Annotated in this window: 1 protein-coding gene; it reads right to left on the minus strand. The window is 27.2% G+C overall.

What is annotated here, in order from left to right:
* Positions 1–103 precede the first annotated feature (103 nt).
* Complete coding sequence (locus tag NXS15_RS03765; RefSeq protein WP_259290524.1) at positions 104–457, minus strand: type III restriction endonuclease subunit M; 354 nt, start codon at positions 455–457, stop codon at positions 104–106.
* Positions 458–540 lie beyond the last annotated feature (83 nt).

The following is a 540-nucleotide window of genomic DNA, read 5'->3' on the forward strand; positions in this document are numbered from 1 at the left end:
ATCATCTTTTTCGCCGTTTTTTAAACTATTTCCATCGCTCAAAGATGATTCAGTATTATAAGGAGGATCGATGTAAATTACATCGTAAAGTGCATTTGAGTCGCTAGCGACTCTCTCTCTCTCTCTCTATCGCTAATAGATTCTTTAAAGCGTCATAGTTTTCACCGATAATAAGAGTATTTTGGGATTCTTGTTGGTTTAATAGATCATTAATAAATGATTTTTTTTCGTCTTTTTTAAGCAAGGCTAAAGATGTGTTTTTGCTAGCTGGTGCTTCATCAAAAACAAAACCAATTTTCACTCTTTTGATTAGAAATTGATATACGTTTTGTAAATCTTTTTCATCTGTTCTTTTTAAGATATTAATTATTAGCTCTTTTTGATCTTGATTAATATCGTTTTTTGATATTTCATTGATTTTATCAATGTAATCATTTAAGATTATTTCTTTGCTCATATTTTCTCCTTATTGATACGTTAGCTAGTTTTTATCTAATTAAAATTATATTATTCATAAATGTAATTATGAAATGAAATATC

It is taken from the genome of Mycoplasma sp. CSL7475-4 (genome assembly GCF_024834065.1).
Taxonomy (GTDB): Bacteria; Bacillota_I; Bacilli_A; order Mycoplasmatales; family Metamycoplasmataceae; genus Mycoplasmopsis.